We start from the raw sequence: 20,895 nt of genomic DNA on the forward strand, positions 1-20,895 counted from the left end.
ATATCTTTCTGTTTCGGTCAGTTGTTTATAGGTCATAGCGCATTTTCCTTTGGCGAGAAAGATGCCTACTATAGCAACTGACCGCCTTTCTTAGAAATTGCACTTATTAGGCGAATCCACGTTTCTTTTTTATTTCATCTTCTATTCTTTTCTTACTCCAATCTTCAAACTTATTATTTTCTCTATTATTTATATAATTTTCACTTCCAAAATTTTTATTTATAGAATAATTAATGTTTTTTCTAATTGAATCTTCTCTTTTAGTTTTATTCATATCGTTAACTCTAAATATCGTGGTCACATTTATGTACTTAATAATTAACATCAATAAATAAGATAAAGGTTAAATATATAAACAACTATATATTTAATAGATAAATGTTATAATAACAACACTGATATTTATCATATTTATTTTTTAATTATGACAATGAAATATTTTTACAATCAAATAGATTATTTGATCCATATATTATTTCATAATATTCATGTTTTTTTGATGTGTAATTTTGATAACGACTAGGCCAGATGATTGGAGCTTCAACACCAATGAAGTTTGTAATTATCCACTCGTCTTTCTGGATATTTTTTATAAACGCTTTACGCGAAGTATGAAGTTTATAGTGTAAAGAATAGAATCTTTCTTGTAATGAGGGCAAAAATTCACCATTTTTCTTAAGGTGCTCTTTGATTTTTTTTCAGACCAATCAACCCTCGATTCGTTTTTTTCAACGAAAATTAGGACATCTTTCCTAAGACGTTTGATTGTTTTAAAGGTTCTGTCGCATTAACAGAGAGAGCATGAGCGAAAATGTGTTGAGTGTTTTTTATGCAGTGAGTTGATAGAAAAAGGCCACGGGTGAAATTGGACAAGCTGGTTTCTGAGGATATTGTCCTTTACGCAACATACTGCACAATTCAATTCCAGACAACATGGTCTGTGCCCGCCTGAAATTGTTGAATCCCAGCAGGGGACGGATCCGCCGTTTGATATTGCGATGATCTTGTTCAATCCGATTATTGAGGTATTTATTCTGCCGGATAACAATGATTTCTTCCTTGGGTTTTCCCTGATTTAACTCGTCCACGGCGGCTTTGTTAGCGCCACTTTTATCTATCGTGATAACTTCGGGCTGCCCATGTTGCCGCATCGCTTTTTTGAAGAAACGCAGTGCAGCCGCCTTATCCCGGCAGGCCGTCAACAGAAAATCAACCGTATTGCCATCGGTGTCCACCGCCCGATAAAGGTAACGCCATTGTCCTTTGATTTTGATATACGTTTCATCCATTCGCCATCGGTGTCCAACCGCCGGTTTACTGCGCCGATAACGTTTGATAATCAGGGGAACCAACCGATGAACCCAGCGGGAGAGCGTGGAGTGGTCGACGGCAATTCCACGCTCGGCCATCATCTCTTCCAGGTTTCATAAGCTCAGGGCATAAGCTAAGTACCAACGGATGCACTGAGCGATAATATCAGTAGGATAGTGTAGACGTTTGAACGTTTTTCGGATAAGGGACATCAGGGAGTTCTCAACAAAAAATAACATGTTACCTGAATATTTCCGCTTAATGCGACAGAACCATATTGACGCCGGATAGATTTACGCAAGCCCAACATGCATCAAAATTAGTGTTGCAAAAATGGGGGTGACCATAGATTTTATGCTCTCTAGAAGTTATTACAAGCCTCGTCACAGCTAGGTTTGATTTTTCTGTCATGCAATTGGTCATAATAGTCACCAAGGTTAAGGGGTGAAGCGATCACCCCAAGGATAACAACTCTATTGTCCGTCCACAATAACCGCTAACCGCCTATGCCATCTACTTTCGTTAATTGCTTTAAATCCCTTATGTAAATTAGGGATGGAAATTCTTATGATGAAAATTGAACAAAATCAATTAATACTGATGTGGTGTATTAGAATTCTCGAAGAAAACGGCAAAGGGGTATGTTGGCAGGTTTTGTCATATAAAGAATGCTGTAATTGATTAGTGATTAGTAAAAAGGTGTTGCGTTTCAGGGAACAGGGATATATTGTTTCCTGTAGCGCAACAGGGAGCATTAAGGAATGATCAAGAGTTTCAAGCATAAGGGATTACGTCTGTTTTTTGAGACGGGGAAGACATTTGGTATTAATTCTCAACATGCAAAAAAGCTCAAGCAGAGACTTGCTGTGATCAATGATGCGGAAGTTATAGGAGATATTAATCTACCCGGATACAGACTACACCCGTTAACTGGAGATAGAGAGGGTCAATGGTTGGTTACTGTGTCAGGGAATTTGCGTGTGACATTCGAGTTTATTGATGGTGACGCATATATTGTTAACTATGAGGATTATCACTAATGAAGATGTTTAACCCACCCCATCCAGGTGAAGTTATTGCCGATGCTTTAGAAGAGTTGGAATTAGGTATTCGTGATCTTGCTAGGGCGTTAGATGTTGCGCCCTCTACAGCGCAGCGTCTCGTGACATGTAAAGCATCTGTCACGCCAGAGATGGCTGTGAAGTTGTCCAAGGTTCTTGGTAGTAGCCCTCGATTGTGGTTGAAATTGCAAGAGTCTTATAGCCTTGATAAAGCTGAAAAGACAGTTGATGTTTCAAAATTAACACCGCTATTTACGCCGATGAATTATTAGTAAATATAAGCCACTAAAAAGTGGACCTTGTTTACGATTTTGTGGAATCGACATTTCACTTCAACTGGTTGGATATGCGTCCAGTTTCTAATCTCTCATGCAACGAATAAATTGAACTGTACTAACTAAAAGCCAGCACTTAAACGCTGGCTTTTAAGTTTGGGCGCAGTGGAACGGAAGACCCTGTTAAGCGGTCAATTTAAGTAGCCAAAATGAGTAAAAGTAATTTGGCTAGTGTATTTTTGGCTACTTAAAATGACCATTTAACGGCGTTTACCGTTCCGTTGCTCCCCAAACCCCGGTATTGGCTCCGCTTTTATCGAGGGTGACAACGGCGGGTCTGCCGTGCTGGCGTATTGCTTTACGGAAAAAACGCAGGGCGGCTGCCGCATCACGGTGAGCGGTCAGCAAAAAGTCAATCGTCTGACCGTTGGTATCGACCGCCCGGTAAAGGTATTTCCACTGACCTTTCACTTTGATATCGGTTTCATCCATCCGCCACCGGGGGCCAACGGGCTTTTTGCGTGGTCGAAAAGCCTTGCCGAACAGGGGCACCAGACGTAACACCCAGCGATGTATCGTGGCATGGTCGGCGAAGATCCCCCGTTCTGCCATTATTTCTTCCAGATTGCGCAAGCTCAGCGCGTAGGCCAGAGGAGAGTAGACCGTGGGAACTGCCCCCACAGCCTCTCGCAGAACGGTACGTGAACCTCTGCTCATACCGCTCCCATCAGACAAACGAGCCTGTCATTCCTGCCCGCCAATGGGCAAATAACCACGGATGTTTCTTTGCAATCCTTTCGAGAAACTCCGCGGCTCGGGTTTTGTATCGTCGCAGTGCCTTAAACTTTCGTTTTGCCCAGCGCACTAACCGGATCTTCAATTTACGGAGTTTGAATCTCATTGCCTTCTGAGTTGTCTTGCTCACTGCGGGGGTAAAACTCACAAACATTGTATTTCGTTTGGTATTTTTAACCCACCTTGGTCTGAAGGTATAACCGAGGAAATCGAAGCAAGTATGTTCGTACTTCCCTTTCCGATCTTCATCCTTACAGTAGGCAATCCGGGTTTTATCGGGATGCAGTTCCAGACCACATTCCCGAAAACGCTGTTCGAGTATCGCCCGCATTTCTCTGGCCTGATATTCACTTTGGCAGTGTACCAGTCCATCATCCGCATAGCGGCACCATTTCCGTTGTGGATAATGCTTCTGCATCCACTTGTCGAAAACGTAATGCAGGAATAAATTGGCCAGTACAGGGCTAAGAACACCCCTTGTGGCGTGCCTTGTTCCCGCGATAATACCTCACCATTGGATTTCACCATCGGTGCGATTAACCAGCGTTCAATGTACAAGCAAATCCACGGATTTTTCGTATGTTTCTTCACCGCTTTCATAAGCAAGTCATGAGGAATATTGTCAAACAGCCCTTTGATATCGAATTCCAGTACCCAGTCTTGTCGCCAGCATCGTTGCCTTGTGACTCTGATAGCGTCAATCGCCGATTTATTCGGTCGATAACCATAAGAGTCTGGCAGAAAATGCGGCTCAACCGAAGGCTCAAAATGCAGCCTGACGACCATTTGCGCCACACGATCTACTACCGTGGGGATCCCCAACAAACGTTCACCCGCAGATTTATCCCGAGGTGCTGGTACGCTCTCGGTTTTGATGTCAATTTTGTGTTTACGACGCGTCCATATGGGTTCGATTTAACTCGTCTCTTTGTACCTTACCTACCGAACTTATGTTCGACTTTTAACCTCAACGCTCACGACCACCGCTCTTTACGGCAGCCGCTTGAGGCGGTTTGAAGCCGGCTTCCGACAGCAGACTCCGGTGGGCCTACCACCATCTCTTCCTGAGCTTATGCCACAATCTTGCACGCATTCCTTATGATACAAGTTTGTATGCCTACGGCACACTACCCGCGAACACACTGAGCAATGATATTAACAGGATAATGCAGGCGTTTGAACACATTTCGGATAAGGGATATAGACGAATAACTTATTAAAAAAGCGACATATTATCCATTCACCGCTTAATGCGACAGAACCTGTTATCTCCTGGGGTTGACGATAAAAGGTGCATCGTTCAACAAACTTGAATCAAGGATTTCCCACCACAGATATTGCTCGGTGCGGATTTTTTCCCATTCAGGATCCTTGCAGAGTTTCGACACCGCCCTGCGGTACTGCCCCCAAACTGCTTCGTCGGCGAATGCAACGTAATGTTCCAGGAAATGGACATTATCGCCAATAGTGCGGACATACCAACGGCGTTCTCCAGTCATTTTGAGTGTGTGGTAGAACCATTCGTCACGTTTTTCCACCCAGTGCCAAAATGCAGCCATATCCAAATGGGCTTTTTGTGTCGGTTTCAGTAAATACATCAGATGCAGCATAAGGTTCTCCTTCAATTAAGCAGCGCCCAGTCGTGGGTCAGATGTGTGCCGAACTGTTGTTGGTAATGCTGGTAAAAAAGGTGGTTATAGTCTTTACATTCGCTTATTGATAAGGGGGCGGTATTTTCGAACAGCAACAGCGCTGCTAGCGGCTCTATTTTTGCACCCCGCCGCGTTTTGGCTCTAAGTGCGGAAATGGACAGCCGACATTCACGGATACCGTTTTTCGCCGCATAATCTAACGAGTAGTAATAGGTCAGCACGAAATAACGAAAGTCGTTATCGTCTATCTGATAATTTGAACCGTAATAACGGGCATGAAGAGTTTCACCAAAACGGTAGAAGATGGTTACCCCTAGAATTTGCTTGTCGCGCTTGGCTACGGCAGCAATGGCAGCGTCGATGACCGAGGATTTTTTTTGTCCATCAAATATGCGCTGCATCCAGTCAATACCTTGATGGCTACCGTATTTTCCCCGGTTGTTGGCAATAAGTTTTACCGCCGCCTCCAGTAGATAATCGTCCAGTTGGCACCATTCTACCCGGTTCCCTAAGCGGGAAAAGGTGGCCAGTTCCGCGTTGGTTCTTACCCTTTGGTGGGAGCGTAATTGTTGTAATTGCGAACCAAGCCCACCGGCCGGTACAGATATGGTCGCTTCCCCTGAATGCATCAATACCCGAGCATGGGGATAGTAACGAACAACCTCCAGTGCCTGCTGCAGCGGCATAAAAGGCATAATAGTTGCGTAATATCCCCGGTTCCCGGCCAACTGGGCAAGCATTTCAGCAATGGTCGACAATGTTTCACCACGGTGCTCCCCCTGTACGCAGGGGATTTCATTGTGCGTGGAACGGCGGGCACCGCCCCACAAGAATGGTTGTTGCCAAGGACCTTCCAATCCGGGGAAGTAGTCTGGCAAATAGAACAACCCGGACTGATCTTCGCCATCCCAGAGGGCGCAACCGCCTAGCAATCCAGTATTGCCGTACAGAGTAAAAACGTCCCCCTTGCCCAAGGCGTAATCCAGCCCACCTAACCAGCCGTGGCTGTGAAAAAAGTCATTATCGGAGACCAACGCATCCCACTCATGCCGGTCGATATGCTCAATGCTGGAAACTAAAGGGGAGAAGGACGGTTGGCCAAAACTGATTAACATGCATTCCCCCTGATACATTCAAGAATGGCTGCATGCGGGCATTGAACATAGGATGAAAGATTCGGGATCAGGGGGTTGGCCGACACATTCAACGGTTTCCAGTTTACAGTCTGAAAACCGATCTGTTGTAGCACATTTTCCAGTGTCGGACGCGACCAATAGTAGGCCTGTATATTGATATCGTAAGGTGGCTGGCAGATGTGAAGCCGAAGGGAGCTCCCGTCCGTGCGCGGCTGCTCTTCAATCAGACGAAAGCCAAAGGGGCGATAATATTCGGGATCTGAATTGAAATCAGGGTGGATAGGTAGTGTGAGCAGCCGACCACCCGGTTTTAACACCCTGGCCATGGTTTGGCTCATCGCCATTAAGTCCTTGTAGTTAGCCGCATAAGGTATCACATAAACAGCAAGGACTATATCGAAATATACGTTGTAATCTTCATTAATCTTTGAAATATAGTGAATGCCGAGCGACTCTTTTTCCTCACGTCGGCGGGCATAATTAAGCATGCCTTCGGAAATATCATGGCCGACAATGCGTTTTGCTCCCCGCTCATTCAACCAGCGTGAAATTACGCCAGGCCCACACCCGAAATCCAGCACATTTAAACCGGAGAGATCCCCAAGTAATTTTTCTAACGTTGGAAGCTCTAATTCCTTACGATAAGGCCAAGAAGTCATTCTTTCATAGAGTGCTGCGTACTTATCAAACGTTGCAGGGTCAAATTTAGGTAAATTGGCCTGTTTTTCCTTGGCAGATGAAGAGTCCGAAAATTGAGTTGAACGCATAATGACTCACCAATTATTCATGATAGTACAATGAATTAACAGTTTAATCTCTTACGGCTTCGCCTATTTTTGCTCAAGGCAGATATGGGCCGGAAAGAGTAAGATCTGTCACCATTCCCCGGAGTAAATTAAAGAGAGAGAGAAATTAAATCTTCCTGATGATGTACGATCCGTATTCTGTGGCTACATTCAAGCTAATATACCTGAACTTCGTATAAGAAGGGAACTAAAGCGCCTAAGGCACAATCACATTTTTTGTCAAAAAAACAAAATAGTGGCGGTCTTCAGGCTATGGTTACTTTAGAAGAACTTTACTGCTGCGTCGATGATTTTTGCCAAAATTTATGCCTCTCTGGCATCAGAAGTTAAGCGAGAATAGTCGGGATTTAAATTCTTAGCCATCACCCGGGTTAATCGACACATCTACCGGGCAATTGGGGGAAAACGCGGAGAGGGTACTGGGGTTCTGTCGCATTAGCGAGACATCAGGTAAGCTCCCCTGTTTTTGAGCGAGTCCAGAACGATGTCCCTGATCCGAAACGCGTTTAAACGCCGCCATTACCCTGTTGATATCAGGGCCCAATGTGTCCGTTGGTATCTCTCTTATGCGCTGAGCTTGCGCAATCTGGAAGCAACGAGGGCAGAACGGGGGTTCTTCGTCGACCACGCCACATCGCTGGGTGTTACGTCTGGTGCCCCTTACTCAGCAAGGTTTTCCGACCACGCAAAAAGCCCGTTGGCTCCCGATGGCGGATGGATGAAACTGATACCAAAGTGAAAGGTCAGTGGAAATACCTTTACCGGGCGGTTGATACTGACAGCCAGACGATTGACTTTTTGCTGACAACCCGCCGTGATGCGGCAGCCGCCCTGCGTTTTTTCCGTAAAGCGATATTCCAGCACGGCAGACCCGCCACGCTCACCCGACTCAATGCCGGGAAATCGCCGCAGGAGGTGAACGGTTATCCGTGGCTGAACAATTTTATCGTTTGGCAGTATAAAAAACAAACATACCTCATTATCGCTCAGGCTGATTCATTTAATGCGACAGAACCGTCTGTTGCGCTACGTGAAATCTGGACAAGATTGTGAGGGGCAATTGCGCTACTTTTCACGTAGCGCAACCGGAGGAAGTTTTTGGGGTTCTGTCGCATTAACAGAGAAAGTCTGTGCAAAAGTGTAACGGTATAGTAATTACGGACACCTCACAAGCCGGCTAATATTTTATTAACGTGAAAGTGAGGTATCAGCATGAAACTGAAATCATCTATGCACCAACGCCTCGACAAACTGGAGGCGCGCACTCGGTTCAGCCGCGCCTGTGAGCGACCTGCCCAAGCTGTTCGCGTACCGAACATACATGGATATTCGGTACGCGAACAGTTCATTCGCTTCGCCAAAAAAGGAGAAGCCAGACTCGCCGACTTCTCCAGTGACTTCATGGTGATCTGACTGATCAGCGCGCGGCTGCCGACATGAAGATTATCCTACATGGGCGGCGGGTCGATTCTGACGAAAACCGGCTTCGTTTCCATTCCACCAAACGCATTTTCCACCTTCAGTTTATACCAGCCGGAATCTGCTGATCTGGCGGGTTTTTCGGGCGAACCAAAGATGAGGATCGGGGATTTTTTCCCACTGGTGAAGCTCCAGTCGCCTCCCGATGAGTAATTACCGTCCGGCTTGTCTTTGCACCAAACCCATTCGTAATCATTCTGATCATCGAAGCTGACATTGGCCATGATCCCATAGCCATGATTATTGAGATCTATATGCAGGGTTTCATCCCCCTTCGGAATTTGATATCGCACGACAGGTGGGCCAATAAGCGTAACCTGATCACCACTATATGTTCCGGAGTAAGGCGTACCATTCTCTTGCGTACCCACAACCCCATCACCCACAGCGGGTAAAGCCAGCAAAGCATAGTTACTCGATGTCAATACGGGGATGACCACCGAGGTCGTTTCGTAAGAGGTCGGAGCAACAGAAGTGCCCTCGCACCCCTCTCAAGAGGGAGGGATCTGGTCAGCAGGCATATAGAATAACGTATAGCCTTTGATCGTTCCGGAAATGGGGGATTCAGAATTCTTCCATGAAACTTTAACCATTCCGGGCATACCCGGCTGTTCACTAACCGTCAGATTCGTCGGCAGGGAAACAGTCGGGGTTGTTCTGACAAAGAAGTTACTTTGGGCTCCTGGCAGTGGCTTGCCATTTTTCCCTGCCCCAAATATTTTCCCATCCCATCCGCCAGGGCCGACCGGGAGCGCCGTAATATCCCACAGCTCACTATCGCTGTGCGGGTGCGTTTCATCAAGCGGAAGTCCGTATATTTGATACTGACCATCTGGTAAAAGCTATCGGATTGTTTCGTTATACCAATACGGTATTTATCGCTCCGCCATGGAGAGAAATCTTTAAACAGGATTCTGAACGTAAACAAGCATTTCGGGAAGCTGAATTGACATACCATACAATGGCCACAACTTACCGCCACCACGGTTATCGTTTGATTGAGTTACCTCTTTCAACAGCCGAAGAACGCGCTGAGTTTGTTTTATCTAACCTTTAGTTTCATTTTCCTGTACACACTTTTTTAGCCTGAAGTAGGTTGCGCGGGATATAGCTGTTTTTTCTGATACCATTTTAAAAGATTGCCCTTGGCGAATCAGCCCCAGGGCAGATGAAGTAGCGGCATGAGGCTTCCTACCAAATCTGACGTCTGCCGCCATTGCGGCAGTCCGTCCATCATTAGTTCGTTCCAGAATGCGCTCCCGCTCAGCCTCAGCTACAGCGGCCTACCATTTTCCCCATCGTGCCTTCAGTACTTAGTCCATTCTCCAGAAACCGAATGGCTATTCCCTTTTTATAGCAAGCATCAACAATGTGGATCATATCTGCGGTGTTGCGGCCAAGTCGGTCCATTTTGGTACAAATGATGATGTCGCCTTTTTCCGCACGGGCAAGCAGCCGTTGTAACCCTTCGCGTTCGTCCGTAGCTCCCGACATCATGTCAGTAAAAATTCGATCTCTGACGCCTACAGATTTTAGCTCCGTAATTTGCACCGTGTCCTGTGATATGACACGCAAAAAGCCAATGTCAACATTGATATCTCGATTGGAATCACCATTACCTAGATGTGTATAAACTTTTCAACAGGACATTATGGTAAATATAGTGGTATGACAAAAAAACAAATCCACTGGGTATCGTGTTTAATATGCTCAATTATTGGTAACTTTTTGAATATAAGGTGAAATTACTGATGTGGAACGAAAGGTACTCATGCTCTGATTACATCTTCGGTACCGAACCGAACATCTTCCTTACCTCCTGTGAACATCTGCTATCACCGGGGAAGTCGGTGTTATCTGTCGCGGATGGCGAAGGCCGAAACAGCATCTGGCTCGCTTCGCAGGGGCTGAATGTGACGGCTTTCGATGTGTCCGCTGAAGGCCTGAAAAAAGCGAAAAAGCTGGCTACGCTTAAGAATGTGTCGGTTAATTTCAAACTCTCTGACATAGAAAACTGGCGCTGGGTTCCGGAACAATTTGATATTGTTGTTGCCATTTTTATTCAGTTCGCACCACCTGCTATGCGTAGGCAAATCTTCGAAGGAATGAAAACGACACTACGCCCAGGCGGGGTGATACTGATGCAGGGTTACAGACCAGAGCAGATAGGATATAGGACTGGTGGACCTAGGGAGCCTGAATATTTTTACACACGGACGTTACTGGAAGAAATGTTTGGAGATTTCAGCATATTCAAATTGGATGAATATGATAGTGAACTCCAAGAAGGAACAGGTCATTCTGGTATATCTGCTTTGATTGATTTAGTAGCATTTAAACCGAGTTGATTAACATCCTCCTAGCGCTTTAGGGCTAGTTTGTGGTGCGACACGAGGCTGTTCCTGCGATCGTTTCAGCCAATAAGTAGTAATCAGTGCGAAGAAACCTGCTGTCTCACCAGCAGTTTCCTATCCGGCTGTCCATTGAGAGTAATTTTAATATGCAAAGCGCCGGGAACAATGTAGCCACGGGAAATCCGTAGGAGCGACCTGTAAGGATCAATCTAAAACTGCCAGCAGCAGGCGGTAAAGGCGTTAGGGATGAGGGAAAGGTCAGCATAAGCAAATCCCGATAAGCATCGTATGTTCGGTCAAAAGGTTCTGTCGCATTAAGCGTGGGGCACTCTGTTCAGTTAGCGATAATCCGGTTCTGTTTTGTTACGTACTGAAGGAAAAATGTAATGCAATATAAATTAATGGATATTGTGTCAAGGAGTATGTAATTAATAAAATCAAGCTTTCTAATTATGATGCAAGTAGCTATGAACAGATTACAGGTTTTACCTCTTACTCAGTATCAAAAAGAAATCTACTATGAAGCTCAACGTAATCCAGAAAGTAGTCAATTCACTATATCCATAGCGAGGATATTAAAAAAAGATATTAACTTTGAGAAATTTTTTCATTCAGTTAATAACGTCCTTAGTCATGATGTGACATGTCGATTACGCATCGTTGCACAAGCCGATGTACTGGGTCAACAGATACAAAATATTCCCGCTAATCAAATAGAAGTCATTGATGCTGAAGGTGAGGACGTTACTGTACTCTTCAAAAAATGGTCAAGGCGAGTTTTTAATCTGGATGATAAATCACTTCTTGAGGTTGCTCTGTTACGAAATCTGAAAGATGGCTGCGCGGCTATTTTTCTGCGCGCCCATCATATTGTTTGTGATGGTTGGGGAATAAATCAGTTAGCAGAAAAAATTTCCAAGTACTATCAGGATAATGAGGTGAATCTGGGAATATTGCCTCACAATTCAGAAGAATATATCTCAGCAATCTTTGAGCAAGAAACAATTCTGTCACAACCAGAAATAAAACAGCAAATAACCGAGTTGGCTGTACTTACACAACGTCATGAACCCGTTTTTTTTAACCGGGGAAAGAAGGCTAATGTCTCTCGCTGTATGCAGCACCGATATATCTTATCTAAGACTGAAGTTGTAAAAGCCTTGTCTCAAGGGATCAATCCCCACCAAGTTGTTATGTCTGCACTAACTGTCTTATTGTCACGGATACATAATAACACCCAGCTAACAATAGGTGTTCCTTTGCTCAACCGCCGTATTAATCAACTTAATATTGTGGGTCAATGGGCTAATACGCTACCACTGGCTGTTGCGGTCAATGCAGAGGATACCCTTATTGAACTGGCAGCTCGTATTAAAACAGAAACTAAAAAACTAAAAACGTTTGAGCATATTCCGCTTGGGCGTTTACTTAAGTCTATGGGAACAAAAAGGCGTCAATGGTTTGATGTCACGGTATCTTATAACTACTCATCTATAACTGATGCTTTCCGTGATACCTATAAAAGCGAAGATATCTATGCGGCGACTACCGCTCATGAAGATGATGCTATTGCGATCCATGTACATACTTATGGGGGCAATAATGATGTTGCTATTGATATCACCGGTGCGGTAGATGTTTTCGATGAAGATTATCCATTCGAAACATTTACGGCTGCCTTAGCGCGTATTATCGAACAAGTTATTACTTCACCCACACAAACCGTCTCACAAGTGAAGCTCTCTTCGGCAGAAGAAATGGCTCAACTGGCTCTTTTTGAGCAGGGACCCAATACTGAATTTTCGAAGCAAGATACCTTATCAACGTTATTTGATACTCAGGTTTCATTACACGGGAAAGCAGTCGCTATTGCAAACTCTGGCGGGCAACCCGCTCTTACTTATATTCAGTTCCAAGCCCGTATAGACAATATGGTGGCTGTTTTACTGAAGGAGGGAGTGAGAAAAGGGGACATCGTTGCGATTTTAATGGATCGCAGCACGGATATGTTAACCGCTATCTTTGCTGTATTAAAAGCAGGTGCTGCCTATTTACCCATAGACTCCAATTATCCGCAGGAGCGGATCGATTATATGTTGAAGGATAGTGGTGTCACGGTCATTATCTCCGACAAATTGAATCAGTCTTTAATCGCTCAATCTTATATTGTCATTGACGGAAATAACATTTCAGCTCAAAAGCAGGTAAAACAGCCCAATTTATCTACAGCAGATTCTCTGGCATATATGATTTATACATCAGGCTCCACCGGGCAGCCTAAGGGCGTGATGATCAATCATTATTCAGCAGTAAACCGGATTGAGTGGATGCAGGAACGTTATCCGCTGGACAACACCGATGTGATATTACAAAAGACCCCTATTTCATTTGATGTGTCTGTCTGGGAATTATTCTGGTGGTCGATCTCTGGAGCCTCTGTGCACTTATTACCTCCGGGAGCGCACAAAGATCCGCTGGAGATAATAAAAGCAATCCGTATACATAATGTGACGACATTGCACTTTGTTCCCTCTATGCTCCAGCCTTTCCTTGATATTCTGGAAGCTGAACCTGAGTTAGTGAAGCAATTGGCCAGCTTGCGCCGTGTATTCACCAGTGGTGAAGCACTGCCTCCGACACGGGTTAATCAGTTCCGTCAAATCTTTTCTGTTTTTGGTTTAAAGGCGCCCGCATTGATCAACCTTTATGGTCCGACAGAAGCCACTGTAGATGTATCATATTTCGAGTTTTTGCCTGAAAATAACGATGCTATCAACCGGGTTCCCATTGGTTTTCCGATTAACAATACTTCACTGAGAATTATGTCTCAGCATGATACCCGACAGGCAATAGGTATTGCGGGGGAGTTGCAAATTGGTGGAGTTGGACTGGCTCGCGGTTATCACAATAAACCTGAATTAACTGCTGAAAAATTCATTCTGGATGGAAGCGAGCGCTGGTACCGTACAGGCGATTTAGCCAGATGGTTACCCGACGGCAGCATCGAATATTTGGGAAGAATTGATAATCAGGTGAAGATTAGAGGTAACCGCATTGAGCTGGGGGAGATACAAAACACGCTTGAACGCATTCAGGGAATTAGCCAGGCGGAGGTTTTACCCCAAAAGAACGGTAATGATGGCACTTATCTTTGTGCATACTACGTTATCAATAATCAGTATGTCACAAACAACCAGAGTCTTACTGCTGAAAAACTGCGTCAAACCTTACTGGAATTTTTACCCGATTTCATGGTACCCCAAAAATTTGCACAGGTTCCTTCCATTCCCCTTACTCCAAACGGTAAAGTCGATCGTAACGCACTTAACATATTGATAAAACCAGAGGTTTCGAGTAGTCGTGATGATGCTCAGACGGAAACAGAATATCAATTAGCCGAAATTTGGAAGCGGGTATTAAAGATTGAACAACTCAGTATGCAGGATAATTTTTACACATTAGGCGGAGATTCAATCTTAATGTTGAAAGTACGTTCCGAAGCTGAAAAGGCGGGAATGAATGTCACTCTTTCTGAATTATCACAGCATCTGACGATAGCTGAATTAAGCCGGCAAATTGATACTGAGCGTAAGGTTCACAAAGCCGTTGAGTTATCTCCGTTTGTACTGATCAAAGAAAAAGAACGGGCTGCACTTTCTCAATATGCGGATGCCTTCCCTGCCACCCAGCTTCAGCTTGGCCTGATCTATCACAGCCAGCAGAGTAAAAGCTCAGCCACTTATAAAGATGTTTTCCGCTATACCTTGAAAGGCAAATGGGAGCCTGAAATTTTTTGTAAAAGTGCAGCAGCGACTATCCAGCGTCATCCTGTTCTTCGTTCGCACTTTAACCTAGCTGATTTCAGCGAGCCTTTGCAAATCATTAATCACAGTATCGATCTTGATGATGCTGTGGAGATTAAAGATCTTAGTTCACTGACATTGATTGTGTCTGAACAACTTATTAAAGAGCACATGAAAAAAAGAAGTCGTCAGGACTACCATTTTGATTGTGCCCCTTTGTATCACTTCTGTTTGTTCAAGACCGCAGACGCTATAGAGATGATATTTAGTTTTCATCACGCCATTCTGGACGGTGGTAGTGTAGCAAATCTGGTGCGTGAACTCTTCTCCCGCTATCTGAATGAGGGCGTGTATCCCACTGAAACTGATGTACTTCCATTACCCGCTCTGTATATCCAAGATGAGCTTCATGCATTACAAAATCACGAACACAAAATGTTCTGGAAAGAAATGTTTGATGGGCTTCCCCGAACGCAATTCCCTGCCTACCGATTGTACGAAAGCTTGCCCAAAAATCGGATCTTCACAAAAACAGCAACCATTCCAGAAGAAATTGAAACGAAGCTGAAAACACTGGTGCAACAAGAACATGTTTCAATCAAATCGGTTTTCTTTGCTGCACATTGTTTAACTGTCGCTATGGTGACGAATCAGAATGAAATCGCAACGGGATTGGTTACCCACGGCAGACCTGATGCACAAAATTCAGAACAGATGCTGGGCTTGTTTCTGAATACACTTCCTGTGCGTTTCTCTATGTCAGGCAAAACATGGAAAGCGTGTATTCATTCGGTATTCAGTGCAGAACAGCGCCATGCGCCATACCGTAAATACCCACTTAATGCTATCCAGCAGGTGGCAGGAGAAGGAGCAAAAATAAGTTCCGCATTCAATTACATTCACTTCCACGTATTGGCTGACGTATTTAGCAATCCTGATTTGTCTCTCATCGCATTTGAACCGTGGGAAGAAACTAATTTTGACGTATTACTCAATGTCATGACTGACTTCATCACCGGTCAAAATTATCTGCGATGTGATTTTGACGGCAATGTTTTCTCGCAAGTGCAGGCTGAGACTTATATAGACACCTATATAACCATATTGAACCAAATGGTCAGTCATGGTGATCAATCAGCAACCCTGAGCCAGCCATTCACACAAAGACACAGGGAAATACCATCCCAAAAATTCATATCAGCGCTGACCATGATTGTGAAAAATGTACAGGAGCAACCTGATGCAATAGCCGTTCGTTATCATGATTTGCAGTGGAGCTATGAAAAACTCTGGTCAGAGTCTGGCAAAATTGCTTCTGCGCTGGTTTCTGAGGGAGTTGTTCAAAATACATCGGTGGCTATTGCGCTTGAACGTTCTCCGACACTCATTGCATCACTGATTGGTGTGATGAGAGCAGGAGGAGTGTGTTTGCCATTGGATCTGAGTTATCCGGCCCAGCGTATTGAAGCCATGGTGGAGCAAGCTCAGCCAGCACTGGCTATTGTTGATGATAAATCCGATACATTACTCAATGTGGTAACAGTCCCGACCATGCGGGTAGACACGTTGATAAACGGCAATACGCATGTACCAGATAGAGAAATAGCCCCTGAACAGCTGGCTTATTTACTGTTTACATCGGGTTCAACGGGTAAACCCAAAGGTGTGGCAATGCCGCATCGTAGCCTGTCAAATTTAGTTATCTGGCAGAATGAAACGCATACCGGTAAGAATATTCGTTCTACCTTACAGTATGCACCGCTGAGTTTTGATGTTTCATTTCAGGAAATCTTCTCTACACTGACCTCTGGTGGTGAGTTACACCTTATTAGTGAAGATGAACGGCGTGATCCTTTGCAATTACTGCATATTATCAATAAGTACCAGACAGAAAGAATTTACCTGCCTTACGTTGCACTGCAACAATTGGCTGAAACAGCAGTCGCACTGGAAACCTACCCGAAAAACCTGAAAGTTGTTATTTCATCCGGTGAACAACTCCGGGTCACCGAAGATATTCGTCTGCTTATTGGGCAAATCAATAACGGTATCCTTGAGAATCAGTATGGTCCCACAGAAACGCATGTCATCACTGCATTTACCATGCAGAGCGATCCAACATCTTTCCCTGCACTTCCTCCCATTGGTAAAAGTATCAATAACTCAGATATAGTGCTCCTTAACAGTCAATTAGAAGAAGTGGCTTCCGGTGAACAAGGTGAAATTTATGCCCGTGGTTTACCTGTCGCATTAGGTTATTATCGGCAGCCAGAATTGACCGCAGAGCGCTTTATTATCCTCAAAAATGATAATGAGCCACTGTATCGTACCGGTGATCTTGGCGTGAAGCTTAAAGATGGCAATATTCTCTGTTTAGGCCGCAAGGATACTCAGGTTAAAGTTCGTGGTTATCGCATTGAACTGGCGGAAATAGAATTAGCGGTATCAAGTACACCCGGTGCTGACGAATTACTGAAAGATGTTGCTGTCGTCGTTCAGAAACCCGGTGAAAATGATGGTTTTCTGGTAGCATTCCTGATCGGTGAAAAGAATGACGCATTTATTGCACGCGTACAGCAACATTTGTCTGAAATGCTGCCTAAACATATGCTCCCTTCCCGAATAGAGTGGTTGGAGTCGTTGCCTAAGACCCCGAGTGGAAAACGTGATGATGCGGCGTTACGCAGCATGCGGATCATGTATGAGCATCATAGTACAGAAGATCTTGCTCCGCGGGACAACTACGAGCAGGTATTGTGTGACTTGGCCGCGGATTTGTTGAAAATACCTAACTTATCTGTTCATCAAAACTTGTTTGATATCGGTGCTACCTCATTGACAGCCATGAGGATGGTTGTTTTGGTAGAAAAATATTTCGGTATCAGTATTCCTTTGTCGCTTTTTGTTAGTAACCCGACCGTTGCTCAATTAGCAGCACATATCAGAGAAAAAGGCGCTCAACCCAAATTCAGTCCTGTTGTCCCCATGCGTACAACAGGTCATAAACGCCCCTTATTTTTTATCCACCCGATGGGGGGAAATGTCTTGTCCTATTTACGGTTAGTGAATCATTTCCCCGAAGATCAACCTTTCTACGCATTGCAGGCTCACGGAGTCGATGCGGGATCTACGCCATTAAGTACTGTGCAAGAACAAGCGACAAATTATCTGGAAGCGATACGTCAGATCCAGCCACGTGGCCCATATTCAATCGGCGGCTGGTCTTATGGCGGATTTGTCGCATTTGAGATGGCACGGCAGTTGAAAGAAGCCGGGGAGGAAGTTGCTGATCTTTTTGTCTTAGATACAGTTGCTCTTAACACGGAATCGCAGGGAAAAGCGAATGAGGAAGCACTACTGCGATGGTTTTTCTGGGAATTATTGTGGCTGAATGAAGGGGCGACTCTTCCTGAGCAAATTGTACCGGAGCATATAACTTCTTTGCAGGAGCGATTCGAATACATCACAGAGCATGCAATGGCCACGGGAGTCATTCCACAAGGCAGTTCCAGGGCCGTCGTCCAAAGATTATTTGATGTGTATAAGACCAATTGGAAAGCGGCTGCGGATTATGCGGCTTATAAGGCAGATATCAATATGACGTTATTACATGCAACACGGCCATTACCTGAAGTACTGCGCTCTATGCATGATGCAGTACGAAGTGAGTACCGCGATCCTAAAAATGGTTGGGGGTATAAGACAACGGGTCGTATCAGTGTTATTGATGTGTTGGGTGATCATTTGGAAATCATGGAAGAGCCTTATGTGGAGGAAGTTGCCAAAGTAATACTTCGAGAAATGGAGGCATCCTCCTATACAAAACAAGCCTTATTGGTTCCGGAGGAAGTATGAGTCGTCCATTAAAAGTGATCATAGTTGGAGCTGGTATTGGTGGGTTAACAGCGGCTGTCGTTTTACGGCAGATTGGCTGTTGTGTTGAAGTTTATGAACAAGCCCCCACTTTACGTACAGCCGGCTCAGGTTTGTCTGTAATGTCCAATGCTGTCGCTGCCTTATCTTCTATTGGTGTTAATCTGAAATTGGAGCATTTTGGTTCTCCGGTTAAATGCTTTGAAATCAGGAACATCAATGATCGTCTGATACGTCGATTACCAATACCTGAAATCTCATCCTCTAATGGATTTGATAGTATTTGTATATCACGTAAGGCCTTGCAGGAAGCGCTGTTACAGAAACTTGATAAGAATATTATCCATGTCGGCGCTAAGGTCACCGGGATTACCGAGAGTGACGATGGTGTTTCTGTCCGTTTTGCTGATAGCAGAGAAACACATGGAGACTTGCTTATTGGTGCTGATGGGATTTACTCTCTTGTCCGTGACTATATTCAAGGGAATAAGCCAACGCGTACCGCCGATTATATCTGTTGGCTGGCTATCACCCGCTATCAACATCCGCAGATCACACCCGGTTATGTTGCTCACTATTGGGGGCCAGGAAAACGAATCGGTTTGATCGATATAGGCGGAGGTGGTGTATATTGGTGGGGAACGGCAAATATGCAAATTGAGCAGGCCCGTCAATGGCAAGGAAATAATCAAGATATCTTGTCATATTACAAGGGGTGGCCAGCGATTGTTTCCGATATTATCTTACAAACACCATCCGAAAATATAATCTCGGTTCCTGCACAAGACCGGCCTTTTTCGCCTCTTTGGGGAAAAGGAAGGATCACACTTTTAGGCGATGCTGCTCATCCTATGCTGACAAGCCTGGGTCAGGGGGCAGGTATGGCCATCGAGGACGCCGCTGTTTTAGGGCATGTCATGAAGCAGCAGTCAGATCCAATTTCAGCCCTGCGTCAATATGAAAAAGTTCGAATTCCAAGAGCTGAAATGTTAGTGAATGCCTCAAGAGCACTGAGTGAAACTGAACAAGAAGATCGTTTCTTTCATTGTTTGAAGAGGGATTTATCCTTACGGTTTGCACCAACGAGAAAGCTTAGGGAAAACCTCGAAAAATCATTAAATTTTTCTATGGAAGACGTTGATCTCTAGGCGGTATAAGGCCTTGTAACTAGGCGTTTAGCCATGTAAGCGACTAAACGCCGTCAAACAGACTTAACAAAGTTGGTGAGACAAAAAGCAGAATAATTGGCGGATGAAGAACACGAATTTCAAAAATGTAACAAAACCTTCCAATGTGCGTTGGCGGGTCTCATGATAATAATGTGACATGTCACACAATCACAATTGCAATTTTAACTCATGCCAACCTAAAGTATTCCAGCACGCAGCATCACCAGAGAAACAGTACGAAATAAAAATCCGCCCCAGCCTGCCTTCTTTTATGCAAAAAGCAGATTTCAGTGATGTGATTGGCTTTCCAGCGTTCCTGCCATACAAATAAACCAGAATCGAATTTTTTTTTGATGTGATTAATGATTTCGTCGTTTAAATTTAAGGGTTGGATTCACATAACAATATTATAAAACTCTAGGATCTGGTTAAAACCAGACCCAAAGAGTTTTCATGCTTTTTATTCATCCATGACTTAATAAGTAGTCATATTAATTCTACCAATTAATGAATATTCAAGGCATTGGAACCTAATATCATTAAGTTCAGGCCATTATAGTGAAGAACTCAACTGGAGTAATGTCCAATAATATCATAAATTCCTGGGCTAGCCTTAGCTAGCTCTGCGGTGCGTTTTACGAATTCTATTGATGCTGGGTCAGCTTGAGTTGCCTTAATGTCAGCAATGCTTTTCCATTTCGCAATATTGACGACTCGGCTACCATCTTTGCTGGCGAGCAAGGTAACGGAAATGAAACCAGGTCGTTTACTAATGACCGAATCAGTTCCCTCTTGTAATAGCTTGATGACTTCAGCTTGATTACTTGGATCGACTTCGATGACATTAATGAATGTAACTTCAGACATTACACATTCTCCTCAATGGATAGTAGGTTATGCCAGCTTTTTGCAGGCAGAGACTCGCTAGCTTGTACCTTGTTGAGTCTAATACATAGACGATTCAGCAGTTCAATATGTCAGGTCATTCGAAAAAAAATATTTATTTTCAGGCTTTGCGCCTGACATTTTCACCTGGTTTCTCGTCATTAAAGCTTAGAACATTTTTAGAGGGGGGCTTAGAAATTGTTACTACTTCGCATATATACGTATATAGATGTTTTATTGTATACACTATAGAAATATTTAATTGCCCATTAGATTCTATGCTCTATACAAAATCT

15 protein-coding genes and 5 pseudogenes are annotated in these 20,895 nt (G+C 44.2%); 8 read left to right on the plus strand and 12 right to left on the minus strand.

Annotation, left to right across the window (positions count from 1 at the left end; all coding sequences use genetic code 11):
- Positions 1-106 precede the first annotated feature (106 nt).
- The 3 genes and pseudogenes from PSI23_RS14025 to PSI23_RS14030 all read right to left on the minus strand — a co-directional run bounded on the left by PSI23_RS14025 (position 107) and on the right by PSI23_RS14030 (position 1,523).
- Positions 107-274: a hypothetical protein gene (locus tag PSI23_RS14025; protein ID WP_273555670.1), complete on the minus strand. Its 168-nt coding sequence runs from the start codon at positions 272-274 to the stop codon at positions 107-109.
- A gap of 148 nt (positions 275-422) precedes the next feature.
- On the minus strand, positions 423-692 hold the full coding sequence (locus PSI23_RS23220; RefSeq protein ID WP_373567334.1) for a helix-turn-helix domain-containing protein: 270 nt from the start codon (positions 690-692) through the stop codon (positions 423-425).
- Between the two features lie 135 nt (positions 693-827).
- Positions 828-1,523 (minus strand): annotated as a pseudogene (locus PSI23_RS14030) (IS6 family transposase).
- Positions 1,524-2,072: 549 nt separating this feature from the next.
- Between PSI23_RS14030 and PSI23_RS14035 the strand changes: the two are divergent.
- Together PSI23_RS14035 and PSI23_RS14040 are read left to right on the plus strand one after the other, a co-directional pair.
- On the plus strand, positions 2,073-2,351 hold the full coding sequence (locus PSI23_RS14035) for a type II toxin-antitoxin system RelE/ParE family toxin (RefSeq protein ID WP_273555671.1): 279 nt from the start codon (positions 2,073-2,075) through the stop codon (positions 2,349-2,351).
- Entirely contained in the window at positions 2,351-2,644 is a 294-nt protein-coding gene (locus PSI23_RS14040) for a HigA family addiction module antitoxin (RefSeq protein WP_273555672.1), read from the plus strand. Before PSI23_RS14035 ends, PSI23_RS14040 begins: the two co-directional genes overlap by 1 nt.
- Positions 2,645-2,944: 300 nt before the next feature.
- Here the strand turns inward: PSI23_RS14040 and PSI23_RS14045 are convergent.
- The 6 genes and pseudogenes from PSI23_RS14045 to PSI23_RS14075 all read right to left on the minus strand — a co-directional run.
- A pseudogene (locus PSI23_RS14045) lies at positions 2,945-3,298 on the minus strand (IS6 family transposase); the annotation flags it as partial.
- A gap of 76 nt (positions 3,299-3,374) precedes the next feature.
- Positions 3,375-4,228, minus strand: a pseudogene (locus PSI23_RS23225) (reverse transcriptase domain-containing protein).
- Positions 4,229-4,572: 344 nt separating this feature from the next.
- A pseudogene (locus tag PSI23_RS14060) lies at positions 4,573-4,644 on the minus strand (IS6 family transposase); the annotation flags it as partial.
- Positions 4,645-4,707: 63 nt separating this feature from the next.
- Positions 4,708-5,052, minus strand: a complete 345-nt coding sequence (locus PSI23_RS14065) for a hypothetical protein (protein WP_273555674.1) — start codon at positions 5,050-5,052, stop codon at positions 4,708-4,710.
- An 11-nt stretch (positions 5,053-5,063) separates the two neighbouring features.
- Positions 5,064-6,209: a peptidogalycan biosysnthesis protein gene (locus PSI23_RS14070; protein WP_273555675.1), complete on the minus strand. Its 1,146-nt coding sequence runs from the start codon at positions 6,207-6,209 to the stop codon at positions 5,064-5,066.
- A complete protein-coding gene (locus PSI23_RS14075; RefSeq protein WP_273555676.1) occupies positions 6,203-6,997 on the minus strand; it encodes a class I SAM-dependent methyltransferase in 795 nt (264 codons plus the stop codon). The genes PSI23_RS14070 and PSI23_RS14075 overlap by 7 nt, the downstream gene beginning before the upstream one ends.
- Before the next feature lie 523 nt (positions 6,998-7,520).
- Here PSI23_RS14075 and PSI23_RS14080 point away from each other — a divergent pair.
- Positions 7,521-7,984: pseudogene (locus PSI23_RS14080) on the plus strand (IS6 family transposase); the annotation flags it as partial.
- A gap of 264 nt (positions 7,985-8,248) precedes the next feature.
- Complete coding sequence (locus PSI23_RS14085; protein WP_273555677.1) at positions 8,249-8,449, plus strand: hypothetical protein; 201 nt, start codon at positions 8,249-8,251, stop codon at positions 8,447-8,449.
- Between the two features lie 35 nt (positions 8,450-8,484).
- On the opposite strand, the gene PSI23_RS14090 is transcribed toward PSI23_RS14085, so the two are convergent.
- On the minus strand, positions 8,485-8,955 hold the full coding sequence (locus PSI23_RS14090; protein ID WP_273555678.1) for a hypothetical protein: 471 nt from the start codon (positions 8,953-8,955) through the stop codon (positions 8,485-8,487).
- 392 nt (positions 8,956-9,347) lie between these two features.
- Here PSI23_RS14090 and PSI23_RS14095 point away from each other — a divergent pair, with 392 nt between their 5' ends.
- Positions 9,348-9,572, plus strand: coding sequence for an AAA family ATPase (locus PSI23_RS14095; protein WP_273555709.1), 225 nt, complete (start codon positions 9,348-9,350; stop codon positions 9,570-9,572).
- 212 nt (positions 9,573-9,784) lie between these two features.
- Here the strand turns inward: PSI23_RS14095 and PSI23_RS22965 are convergent, their stop codons facing one another.
- Entirely contained in the window at positions 9,785-10,066 is a 282-nt protein-coding gene (locus PSI23_RS22965; protein ID WP_273555679.1) for a recombinase family protein, read from the minus strand.
- Positions 10,067-10,266: 200 nt separating this feature from the next.
- On the opposite strand from PSI23_RS22965, the gene PSI23_RS14105 reads away from it, so the two are divergent.
- From PSI23_RS14105 to PSI23_RS14115, 3 genes are all read left to right on the plus strand, one after another.
- A complete protein-coding gene (locus PSI23_RS14105; protein ID WP_273555680.1) occupies positions 10,267-10,863 on the plus strand; it encodes an SAM-dependent methyltransferase in 597 nt (198 codons plus the stop codon).
- A 473-nt stretch (positions 10,864-11,336) separates the two neighbouring features.
- The gene (locus tag PSI23_RS14110) at positions 11,337-18,527 is read left to right on the plus strand and encodes a non-ribosomal peptide synthetase (protein WP_273555681.1); all 7,191 of its coding nucleotides are present in this window, start codon (positions 11,337-11,339) and stop codon (positions 18,525-18,527) included.
- Positions 18,524-19,693 carry an FAD-dependent monooxygenase gene (locus PSI23_RS14115; protein WP_273555682.1) on the plus strand — a complete coding sequence of 390 codons (1,170 nt, stop codon included), beginning with the start codon at positions 18,524-18,526 and terminating at the stop codon, positions 19,691-19,693. Before PSI23_RS14110 ends, PSI23_RS14115 begins: the two co-directional genes overlap by 4 nt.
- A gap of 588 nt (positions 19,694-20,281) precedes the next feature.
- Here the strand turns inward: PSI23_RS14115 and PSI23_RS14120 are convergent.
- Positions 20,282-20,581 carry an antibiotic biosynthesis monooxygenase family protein gene (locus PSI23_RS14120; protein WP_273555683.1) on the minus strand — a complete coding sequence of 100 codons (300 nt, stop codon included), beginning with the start codon at positions 20,579-20,581 and terminating at the stop codon, positions 20,282-20,284.
- Positions 20,582-20,895: the final 314 nt, after the last annotated feature.

The organism is Xenorhabdus yunnanensis (assembly GCF_028598805.1).
Classification (GTDB): Bacteria; Pseudomonadota; Gammaproteobacteria; order Enterobacterales; family Enterobacteriaceae; genus Xenorhabdus; species Xenorhabdus yunnanensis.

Excerpts from the sequence above, each read along its gene's own strand:
- PSI23_RS14105 (WP_273555680.1), top strand. The coding sequence starts at position 10,267 with ATGTGGAACGAAAGGTACTCATGCTCTGATTACATCTTCGGTACCGAA.
- PSI23_RS14075 (WP_273555676.1), bottom strand. The coding sequence starts at position 6,997 with ATGCGTTCAACTCAATTTTCGGACTCTTCATCTGCCAAGGAAAAACAG.
- PSI23_RS14085 (WP_273555677.1), top strand. The coding sequence starts at position 8,249 with ATGAAACTGAAATCATCTATGCACCAACGCCTCGACAAACTGGAGGCG.
- PSI23_RS14120 (WP_273555683.1), bottom strand. The coding sequence starts at position 20,581 with ATGTCTGAAGTTACATTCATTAATGTCATCGAAGTCGATCCAAGTAAT.
- PSI23_RS14065 (WP_273555674.1), bottom strand. The coding sequence starts at position 5,052 with ATGCTGCATCTGATGTATTTACTGAAACCGACACAAAAAGCCCATTTG.
- PSI23_RS14070 (WP_273555675.1), bottom strand. The coding sequence starts at position 6,209 with ATGTTAATCAGTTTTGGCCAACCGTCCTTCTCCCCTTTAGTTTCCAGC.
- PSI23_RS14110 (WP_273555681.1), top strand. The coding sequence starts at position 11,337 with ATGAACAGATTACAGGTTTTACCTCTTACTCAGTATCAAAAAGAAATC.
- PSI23_RS14025 (WP_273555670.1), bottom strand. The coding sequence starts at position 274 with ATGAATAAAACTAAAAGAGAAGATTCAATTAGAAAAAACATTAATTAT.
- PSI23_RS14035 (WP_273555671.1), top strand. The coding sequence starts at position 2,073 with ATGATCAAGAGTTTCAAGCATAAGGGATTACGTCTGTTTTTTGAGACG.
- PSI23_RS14115 (WP_273555682.1), top strand. The coding sequence starts at position 18,524 with ATGAGTCGTCCATTAAAAGTGATCATAGTTGGAGCTGGTATTGGTGGG.
- PSI23_RS14040 (WP_273555672.1), top strand. The coding sequence starts at position 2,351 with ATGAAGATGTTTAACCCACCCCATCCAGGTGAAGTTATTGCCGATGCT.